The organism is Nostoc sp. UHCC 0251, assembly GCF_034932245.1.
Lineage (GTDB): Bacteria > Cyanobacteriota > Cyanobacteriia > Cyanobacteriales > Nostocaceae > Nostoc.
In genome coordinates this window covers 1-9,985 of sequence record NZ_JAYGHD010000133.1, presented here as the reverse complement: position 1 = coordinate 9,985, position 9,985 = coordinate 1, and the positions used below count along the sequence as shown (strand labels likewise).

The window sequence follows — 9,985 nt, the reverse complement described above, 5'->3', positions numbered from 1 at the left end:
GTAACGCACCATTCCCAGTTCAATCAGAATTGCAGGTTATTAAATTTGCATTCCTTAGTTCAAAGCAGGGAGAGGTTAGTGGAACTCACGTTTACGTTTTATCCCTATACCCACCAGCGTAGTTAATTACACAAATTGTTCTATAGGATTTGTGAGTTCCATAAGCAACACCAGACACTTTAAAAGCACTGTTAAAAATGTTTTTTCTATGACCGCGATCGGGCACACCATCATCAATAATTAACTGCATAACAATATCTTGGGCGGTGTTTGGGCCATAGCTGATATTTTCGCCTGCGGTTGTTTGCCATCTACCATAGCGGTTGATGCGAGTAAAGGGGTTGCTACCATCGCTACCATTATGACCTGTAGCACCTTTTGGGCCTTGGTCTTTAATATGGTCTTTTGCTCCTAAAGACATACCCTTAGAGGCACTCAAAGCTCCTACAGGACGTGCTGATTTCAAAAATGCGATCGCTTCATCGACTGCTTTGACTCCTTCTTGAGTTCGCAAATAGGTATTATGAGAAATTTTGACTCGGTTCCCCTCAAAGCGCTTTCTATAGTTTTCCATAATTGGAAGGTATGCTTTGGGATTTGTTCGTACCTTATTGGTTTCAACAATTACCTGTTGTTCTAGTGGTGAAAGATAACTCGCCTTTGCTAATAAAGTTGGACTAGTTGTTTTAACTACTGCTGGGTTAGAGTTTGCCACAGACGGGCTAGATTGCAAAAGTTGATTTGAGCAGCCGAAAATCAGGGCAACTGGCAAAAATACCCAAAATTTAATGCGGTGCATTCATTACCTCAGAGTTTTTTTATGGATTAATTTAGTGAATTAGAAGAAATAATAATTTTTGACACACAAAGAAGTTTGTAGACGCTTCTTTGTTTGGGATTTGAGAAGCGGCTTGTTGCCAGACATCAAAACTTTGATCAGTTCCTTAAGAAGAATGGAAATGAGTTGATCAAGAGTATAGATAACGCTGTGATTGTCTTTGTTCCTTGAGTGTTAAAAAAGGATTACTTAATACCTGTTGTAACCTAGCTAACACTCAAACGTAAAGCACAAAAAAATATTTCTACTTTATTACGCCTGTTTTTAAGTACAATCATTCAGAAAATTGGCTAATAAAAAATATAACGTAAATAAAAAATTTGCATATTTGCGTTTGATAGAAAAACGCAGAGTTTATATCGTGTTTGCTCAAATAAGTATCATTGCGATCGCTCGTTCTCAGCATTCCCGTAGGCGATCGCATTGTCTCACACTTTGAGAAACCAACGTTGTCGATACATCAGAACACCAACAGCCCACCACAAGAACACGGTGACTATGGCGAACAACAGGGAACCATTCAAAGCTCCCGCCCAAGATGCGAAAAAATTCTGGTAAATCCAATTGTAGGTACTGGGAGCGTCTTTGCCTGTGCCGATAGGGGTTCTGACTAAGATTTTAATCAACAAAACTGACAGAACGAAAAGTGCGATCGCATTTAAACCCATAATTTCAAAAGGTTTACCCCAGCGACGTATCAGCCGCACTTCGATCAGTTCATAACAAGCTGCTAGCAATAGTAACGCCCAACCACTGGTGAAGACTACATAAGAACTTGTCCACAGCTTTTTGTTGATGGGAAATGTCCACCCCCACGCCCAACCGATAATTAAACAACCAACTCCAAATAATGCTAAACCTATACTTATGCGTGACTGTACAGGTTGACTGCGTATCCATTGACCAGTGAAGTAGCCAGCCAGGACGCTTACTATCGCAGGAATACTACTGAATAGTCCCTCAGGATCTCCCATAAAGTTGAAACCATCACCTTTATATAGATGTGCTTTAGGAATAATCAGGCGGTCAACATAAGCGCCAAAATTACCTTCTCGTGTCAGAACTCCCGCACCAAAATCGGGCACTGGTACATACATCATTGTTAGCCAGTAGCCGATGAGTATTACTGCTGCTAGTATCCATTGACCTTTACGGGGAAGGTTGAGAACTATCAAGGAAGCCAGCAGATAGGTAATGCTAATGCGCTGCAATACTCCCATAATGCGGATACTACTTAAATCAAAAGTCCAAATACCCTGATTCCAAAAGCCATTTAGTAGCAATCCCAAGGCAAAGAGAATGGCAGTGCGGCGCAATATCCGCCAGTAAACAGTTGAGGTTGGTTTATTTTCTTCGGTGTACTTTGACAGCGAGAAAGTCATCGCTACACCAATAATGAAGAGAAAGAAGGGAAATACCAAGTCAGTTGGTGTGCAACCGTGCCAATCGGCATGGGCTAAGGGAGGATATATATCATCTGCGACTCCCGCCATATTGACGAGAATCATCGCAGCGATGGTAATACCGCGAAAAACATCTAGTGAAGTCAGGCGCATAGGCGGAATTTTATGTTAGATGAGTATCTAAGCTAGCCCGCTTGATGCAGGTAATCAAGCAAAATTTATAGACTTGGATACAAGGTAAAATTTTGTTAACTAATTACCACCACTCGCTATGCCAATTAAAGTTGGAGATACCGCTCCTAATTTCACTCTACCTGCTCAAAACGGTTCAACAATTAGCCTCCAAGATTTTCGCGGCAAAAAAGCTGTTGTCCTATATTTTTACCCCAAGGACGACACACCCGGATGTACGGCTGAATCCTGCGCCTTTCGCGATCAGTATGAAGTGTTTAAAAGTGCTGGCGCTGAAGTTATCGGCGTGAGTGCTGACTCCAGCGAATCTCACCAACGATTTGCTGCAAAATATAATCTACCTTTTACCCTATTAACTGACAAAGGCGACCAAGTACGGAAGCTATATGGCGCAACAGCAGCCTTTGGCTTATTCCCTGGTCGCGTTACTTACGTTATTGACCAACAAGGAGTTGTCCAATACGTCTTTGATTCAATGTTTAACTTTAAAGGTCACGTTGAGGAAGCGCTGAAAACTTTGCAACAGCTTGTGAAATAAGGGATTAGGGAATGGGGAATGGGGCATTGGGCATTGGGCATTGGGCATCGGCAAGAGGACTTGGGGACAAGGAGAATTGGGGACAAGGGGAAAGACTTGTTTCAAGTTCTCACCTCTTGTCCCGTCTCCCCTGCCTCCCCTGCTCCCTTACCTCCCTCATCCCCTCATTGCCTATTGCCTATTGCCTATTGCCTCGAATGCAACTTTTCCGACATGACAACATTAGTCTGGGCTGACTTGCCATTCTTGCCGTTAGTATGGGCATTACCATTGCGGGGATGGATCACACCATAACCGCCGTGGTTGCGTTCGTAAATTACATTAATCTCTCCAGTTTCAGAATTACGGAACATATAAAAGTCGTGTCCCACGAGTTGCAGTTGTTCCAGGGCTTCTGCAAGGGTCATCGGCGGCATAGAAAAATATTTGGTGCGAACGACCTCGTTGGGTAATTCGGGGGTGCGATCGCCAATTAAATCTGGGACTACCGATTCTGCAACAACTACTTCTGTTGGTTGGGGCTGAGTTTTCTGGTCTTGACGCCGTTCTTTGTATTTCCGCAGTTGACGGGCAATTTTATCTGCAACTAAGTCAATGCTGGCATAGAGATTTTCGCTGCTTTCCTCGGCACGGATAACGTTACCATTTGCATAAATAGTTACCTCAGCCGCTTGTCTAGTATTAATTCGGGGATTACGGGCTACGCTAAGATGCACATCCACTTCATTTGTAATGCTCTGAAAGTGACTAACTGCTTTTTCAATCTTTTGATGTACATACTCACGAATTGCATCGGTGATTTCAATATTTTTGCCGTGGATGACAAGCTTCATGTAAACTCTCCCACTGAATATTTGATGTGTGAATTTGCTTTGTATGAAAAGAAATTGCGGTAAGGTCTATTACTCCCGCCAAAACAAATTGTGAACTTTTTCTGTCTACTGCCTGTAAGCTTTCTTTAAGCTTACTACGTCTGGGTTTTTGCTCATTATACCCTTGATTATCCTCCTCATCTCTGCACTGGTATCCAATTGGATATCCATCTAGAACTCTTTTGTGAGGAAAATTAAGCAGTAAGCTCCTGTAACTGTCTTCTGTGTTAAAACAACGCTTACAGAACTGTTGATAGTTGCTCCTTCTGTGTTCGGTTGAAGTTTACTTGTTGTTCAATAATACAAGTCTTTGTGGAAATTTGATTCTGTTTTAAATGCAAACTAATGTTATGAAAGTCATCAGCCAGTACATTCGTCTTTATCGTCTTGGCATGATGCTTATTGCAGAGAATTCCTCCTAAAACCTATTGAGGTTGTATATTCAAGCTAGCACTTTGTATTTTCTAATTCATGTTCCCTTGACTTTCCTTTAAAATCCTTAGCAAATCTTGATATTTGTTGACTCCATTTGTGTAACTTGAAATATATTTCGTCATTAATACAGTTGATTTTTGGCATGATCCATAGTAATAGTCCACACAAAAACCGTTGTTTGCTATATAATCAAGGATTAATGCCTTACTTAGATGCTCATGGATGGCAGCGATCGCTCCTGACTGAGCGTATCCATGACCCCAGTCTAGATGACGTGTTAATTTTGCTAGAACATCCACCCGTCTACACTCTAGGGCAAGGAAGCAACTCAGATTTTCTCAAATTTGATATTGATAAAGGTCAATATGATGTGCATCGAGTTGAGCGCGGCGGTGAGGTTACTTACCATTGTCCCGGTCAACTGGTGGGGTATCCAATTTTAAATCTGCAACGTTATCGTAAAGACCTCCATTGGTATTTACGCCAACTCGAAGAAGTCATAATTGGCGTACTGGCAGTTTATGGGTTGCAGGGAGAAAGAATTCCAGATTTTACTGGCGTTTGGTTACAAGGGCGTAAAGTTGCGGCTATTGGTATTAAAGTCAGCCGTTGGATTACCATGCACGGCTTTGCATTAAATGTTTGTCCAGATATGACAGGCTTTGAGCGCATTGTCCCCTGCGGTATTTCTGATAAACCTGTAGGCAGTTTAGCTGAATGGATTCCAGGTATCACTTGCGAAGAAGTGCGTTTTTATGTAGCAAAGTCCTTTGCTGAAGTCTTTGGTGTGGAATTAGTCGAGTCACAACCTCAAGGATTTTTCCGGCCTGAGTAAATTCAGCTTGTAATTATGTAATGAATACTATAGCAGTCCTATTTAAATTGTGAGACACTAATAAGAGTAGCTCATATTTAATAGTATTAAAATCACTATTTAGCTACGGTTGTCAAAGCTCAAATGTAATTATTTCCAAATTTCTATATTAAATTTTTACGGCACTCAAGTACAACTTTGCGCGTGAATTACTCAAATAATCTCCAGGTATATGCCCCATCGTTAACATTTCTGAGAGAGCGTGATTGGACAGCTTTGATAGAACTATTTGATAGAGACGACGGTGATGAAATTGAAGCCGACATCGACAGGAGTTTGTTTTGGCTGATACCTGAACCTTGTTGGGAAGATGATCCCTTTGATTTCTTGCGTGAATATCTTTGAATAGTGGGGAGTGGGGAGTGGGGAGTTGGGGAGTGGGGATGAGGGAGCAGGGGAGGCAGGGGAGGCAGGGGGAGAAATAAGCAATGCCCAATTACGAATTACGAATTATTTGAAGGCGACTGAGGAAAATACGCAGGCGATCGCTTTGGGGATTAGTCAGTACTTCATAAGCTGGGCCTTGTTCTGTCACAATACCTTTGTCTAAAAATATCACCTGATGGGCTACTTCTTTTGCAAATTGCATTTCATGGGTGACAACCACCATTGTCATGCCTTCTGCTGCCAATTGTTGCATCACTTGCAAAACTTCGCCGACGAGTTCGGGATCTAGGGCGCTGGTGGGTTCGTCGAATAGCATGATTTGGGGATTCATACATAGACTACGAGCGATCGCTACCCGTTGCTTTTGTCCGCCAGAAAGTTGTTCGGGATAAGCAGAGGCTTTGTCAAATAAGCCAACTTTATCTAAGTATAATCTCGCTAGCTGGGCGCTTTCCTTTGGCGTTTTACCCAAGACTTTCTGGGGAGCGAGTGTCATATTTTCCAGCACACTGAGATGAGGAAACAGGTTGAACTGTTGGAAAACCATACCGACTTGTGTTCGTAGTTGCCGCAGTTGGTTATAGCTGATACTGGGCTTGGATAAGTTGATACCGTTGATTATTAAACGCCCGTTGTCAATGGCTTCTAGGCGGTTGAAGCAGCGTAGTAGAGTACTTTTACCACAGCCGGAGGAACCTATAACTGCAACGACTTCTCCCCGGTTGATTTCGCCGGTGATTCCTTTGAGGACTTTTAGGGAACCAAAGTTTTTTTCGATGTTGTCAAAAATAATGGCGGGGATGGTATTGTTCATTACTTATGTCAAGCTGCTCTACAGTTGATTGTAAGGTTTTTAATGTAGACCGTGCAGCAGTCCTAAAAAAGTCTTAGAAGGAATTCTGAGGCTAATATAGCAATCCTAAATGAGACTGTGAAATTAGTCGTGGAGGTAGGAAATAGGGAATAGGCAACAGATTTTTTTCACGAATAATTTAGGGTTGCTATAGCTAAAGTCTTTTGAAGAAGGGTTTTAGTTTACTAAGTAGACAGTAGTTCTTAGCCAATAAATATATTTTTGGCGGTAGATTGCACTATAACTTGAACGAACCGCAGAGGCGCAGAGAGCGCAAAGGGGGAGAGAAAATAATATGACTAAATTTAGTTTTATCCGTTGGCTGTGCTTATCTCTAGTTATAAGTTTTAACTGTTTGTTATTGGCTGGCTGTGGGGTGAATCCTAGTACGGCGAAAACTCTGCGGGTTGCTACAGAACCGGCATTTCCACCTTTTGAGTTTCAAGGACAAGGTGGTGAGTTGCAGGGTTTTTCGATTGATTTGATGAATGCGATTGCTTCTTCTGCTAACTTTAAAGTGGATTTTCAAAGTCTGCCTTTTGATGGCATTATCCCAGCTTTGCAAGGCAAAACGGTAGATGCGGCGATTAGTTCGATCACGATTACCGAGGAGAGGGCGAAGACGATTTCTTTTTCCCGTCCTTATTTTAAAGCTGGGTTAGCGATCGCAATCCGCGCAGATAATCAAAATATTACTGGCTTTGACAGTCTCAAAAATCAAAAAATTGCGGTACAAATTGGTACAACTGGGGCTGCAAAGGCTAAGAGTATTCCTGGAGTACAAATTCGTAGTTTTGATTCAGCACCTTTAGCCCTGCAAGAATTGCTCAATGGGAATGTGGATGCGGTAATTAATGATGCACCTGTAACTTTATATGCCATTAATACGGGTAATCTTCAGGGAATTAAAATAGTACAGCAATTGCTGACGGAGGAGTTTTACGGGATTGCTACAGCTAAAAATTCGCCGAATTTGGCATTAATAAATGACGGTTTGGATAGGGTGCTGAGAAATGGCACTTATTCCCAAATTTATCAAAAATGGTTTAAAGCCGAGCCACCATCATTACCAGTTAAATCACCATTTGAGAGCCAGGCTACCACTACCGCACCTAAAATACTTACCTCAATTGGCGTGATTTTGCAGGCTTTTCCGACTTTATTGCAGGGAGCTTTAGTAACGTTGCAATTGACGATACTTTCTGTAGTTTTTGGTTTAATTGGAGGTTCCCTGATTGGTATTGTCCGCCTTTCTCGTATTGCACCTGTGCGTTGGTTAGCGAGAGCGTATGTAGATTTTTTTCGGGGAACGCCTTTGTTAGTGCAAATTTTTATGATTTACTTTGGCTTACCTGCAATTTTGCAAGAACTTGGTATTACATTTAGTTTTGATCGTTTGGTAGCTGGGGTAATTGCCTTAAGTTTGAATAGCGCCGCATACATTGCCGAAGTTGTTCGTGCTGGGATTCAATCAATTGAAACAGGACAAGCAGAAGCAGCACAATCCTTAGGTTTGAGTTCTGTACAAACAATGAGTTATGTAATTTTTCCTCAAGCTTTCCGGCGGATGGTACCACCTTTAGGTAATGAGTTTATCAGTTTATTGAAAGATACAAGCTTAGTTGCGGTGATTGGTTTTGAAGAATTGTTTCGCAAAGGACAGCTAATTGTCGCCGACAACTATCGCGCTTTTGAAATTTACGCGGCTGTGGCGATGGTTTATTTATGTTTAACGTTACTTTCTTCACAAGCGTTTAGTCGTTTAGAAGTGTGGATGAATCCGGTTAAACGGCAAAAAAAGTCAGAGCACACAGCTATGCGCTCTGACTAAAATACTGAATTATTGATTATTAATAAGTGGATTTAGCTAAACTATAAAAATCAAATTTTTTCAACATTTCCAAAAATGTGAACACCGCAGGCACATGGAGAGCATTAGATAAAATTGCAGTTCCAATTACTCTCTTTAGCGGTGCAGGTAAACTGTATACCTGAACCTTTCTTTGGAGGAATGGGTACAGCTGTTAAACGAGGCATAATAGCTGCTCTCAATCCTTGATTCACCATACTAACGACTGTCGAAAGGTATTAAAGATATGACACAACTAACTTTAGTAATTGGAAATAAGAATTATTCATCTTGGTCACTTCCTCCTTGGCTAGCGATGAAACAATTTGGTTTGGAATTCAATGAAATTCGGATTCCTCTCTACAACAGTCCAGATTATTCCTCAAAAATTCGGCAATACTCTTCATCAGGCAAAGTACCTGTGTTATTGCATGATATGCAAACGGTATGGGATTCTCTCGCTATTTGTGAATATCTAGCTGAAACGTTTCCGACTCTGCAATGGTGGACAGAAGACAAGGCTGCAAGGGCATTAGCCCGTTCCATTACTGCGGAAATGCACTCAGGCTTTCAAAAACTGCGTCAGAATATGCCTATGAACTGCCGTACTAAATATCCTGGTAAAGGTTTAGTATCCGGCGTACAACAAGACATTGACCGCATCACTAGGATTTGGCAAGAATCACGCCAAAAATTTGGGAATGGCGGCAATTTTTATTTGGAAATTTTGCGTAGGCGTAGCCCGTCGTAGACATCGCTGATGCATTCTTTGCTCCAGTTGTTCTGCGGTTTATAACCTATGATGTCCAGCTAGATCCTGTTTCTAGAGATTATGTAGAGACAGTTTTGGCGCTTCCAGCCATGCAAGAATGGATAAACGCAGCAAAGAGTGAGACAGAAGTTATCTCCCAATACGAGTTTTAAGCCAAGGGAAAGGAAGAACATGAAAACTAAGAATATTTCAATTCGAGATGCAAACCAAAGAGATATTCCTACTATTATGGAATTGATTCATTTGAAAGCCGAATTTGATGGTTGCCCTGAATCTGTAGAAGCAACTCCTCAAAAGCTAAAAATTGATTTATTTGGAGAAAAACCCCTTGCATTTGTTCTCTTGGCTGAGGTTGATGGCGATGCTATTGGGTTAGTAACCTATCACTTTATCTATTCAACTTTTTTAGCAAAACCTGGAATTTGGCTTGATGACTTATATGTTAAAGTTGAACATCGAAGCCACCGAGTTGGTGAGGCGCTGATGCTACACTTGCGCCAGATTGGGCAGGAAAAAGGTTGTGGCAGAATCGATTGGACTGTAGCTGTATCTAACGAGCGTGGAATCAAGTTCTATGAAAAAATAGGTGCGAAGATCATCAACAAAGTAAAATTATGCCGCTTAGATGGTCAGGCACTCAGTAAGTAAATCTTAAGTAGGGGAAGCAGGAGTAACTCAGGCTTCCTTATATCATAACTAGTTAATAGAAAGAATTAGTATAAATAGTGGCTTCAGAGCCGTAGATAAGTTCCAATCTAGTACAGCAGGAGTTAATATATAAATAAATGTCTTATCGGCAAAAAGTTAAATAATTGTAACTATTAATAGTATTTATACAAACTTCATCTCCTAATATGTATATAAACTAGGACTTACGCATTGACAGAAAAATCAAAATAAGAGGTATGATTTTCAGTGCTTCTAACTTGATTTTTCTATTACTCACCAAGCGATCGCAACCAACAAAGGGGG

General features: G+C 41.2%; 10 protein-coding genes. 6 read left to right on the top strand and 4 right to left on the bottom strand.

Going from position 1 to position 9,985, the window contains the following annotated elements:
* Window positions 1-91 precede the first annotated feature (91 nt).
* Together VB740_RS15070 and VB740_RS15065 are read right to left on the bottom strand one after the other, a co-directional pair.
* On the bottom strand, window positions 92-799 hold the full coding sequence (locus VB740_RS15070; RefSeq protein ID WP_323200793.1) for a CAP domain-containing protein: 708 nt from the start codon (window positions 797-799) through the stop codon (window positions 92-94).
* Between the two features lie 467 nt (window positions 800-1,266).
* Window positions 1,267-2,394, bottom strand: coding sequence for an acyltransferase family protein (locus VB740_RS15065; RefSeq protein WP_323200792.1), 1,128 nt, complete (start codon window positions 2,392-2,394; stop codon window positions 1,267-1,269).
* A 118-nt stretch (window positions 2,395-2,512) separates the two neighbouring features.
* Between VB740_RS15065 and VB740_RS15060 the strand changes: the two genes are divergently transcribed.
* The gene (locus VB740_RS15060) at window positions 2,513-2,971 is read left to right on the top strand and encodes a peroxiredoxin (RefSeq protein WP_190910700.1); all 459 of its coding nucleotides are present in this window, start codon (window positions 2,513-2,515) and stop codon (window positions 2,969-2,971) included.
* 185 nt (window positions 2,972-3,156) lie between these two features.
* Here the strand turns inward: VB740_RS15060 and hpf are convergent, their stop codons facing one another.
* Window positions 3,157-3,804: a ribosome hibernation-promoting factor, HPF/YfiA family gene (gene hpf, locus VB740_RS15055; RefSeq protein WP_323200791.1), complete on the bottom strand. Its 648-nt coding sequence runs from the start codon at window positions 3,802-3,804 to the stop codon at window positions 3,157-3,159.
* A gap of 616 nt (window positions 3,805-4,420) precedes the next feature.
* Between hpf and lipB the strand changes: the two genes are divergently transcribed.
* Together lipB and VB740_RS15045 are read left to right on the top strand one after the other, a co-directional pair.
* On the top strand, window positions 4,421-5,113 hold the full coding sequence (lipB, locus tag VB740_RS15050; protein ID WP_323200790.1) for a lipoyl(octanoyl) transferase LipB: 693 nt from the start codon (window positions 4,421-4,423) through the stop codon (window positions 5,111-5,113).
* Between the two features lie 183 nt (window positions 5,114-5,296).
* Entirely contained in the window at window positions 5,297-5,497 is a 201-nt protein-coding gene (locus tag VB740_RS15045) for a hypothetical protein (RefSeq protein ID WP_229469390.1), read from the top strand.
* 91 nt (window positions 5,498-5,588) lie between these two features.
* Here the strand turns inward: VB740_RS15045 and VB740_RS15040 are convergent, their stop codons facing one another.
* Complete coding sequence (locus VB740_RS15040) at window positions 5,589-6,353, bottom strand: amino acid ABC transporter ATP-binding protein (RefSeq protein ID WP_323200789.1); 765 nt, start codon at window positions 6,351-6,353, stop codon at window positions 5,589-5,591.
* A gap of 334 nt (window positions 6,354-6,687) precedes the next feature.
* On the opposite strand from VB740_RS15040, the gene VB740_RS15035 reads away from it, so the two are divergent.
* From VB740_RS15035 to VB740_RS15025, 3 genes are all read left to right on the top strand, one after another.
* Complete coding sequence (locus VB740_RS15035) at window positions 6,688-8,223, top strand: ABC transporter permease subunit (protein ID WP_323200788.1); 1,536 nt, start codon at window positions 6,688-6,690, stop codon at window positions 8,221-8,223.
* A gap of 265 nt (window positions 8,224-8,488) precedes the next feature.
* A complete protein-coding gene (locus tag VB740_RS15030) occupies window positions 8,489-8,992 on the top strand; it encodes a glutathione S-transferase (protein ID WP_323200787.1) in 504 nt (167 codons plus the stop codon).
* A 192-nt stretch (window positions 8,993-9,184) separates the two neighbouring features.
* Window positions 9,185-9,661: a GNAT family N-acetyltransferase gene (locus VB740_RS15025; protein WP_323200786.1), complete on the top strand. Its 477-nt coding sequence runs from the start codon at window positions 9,185-9,187 to the stop codon at window positions 9,659-9,661.
* Window positions 9,662-9,985 lie beyond the last annotated feature (324 nt).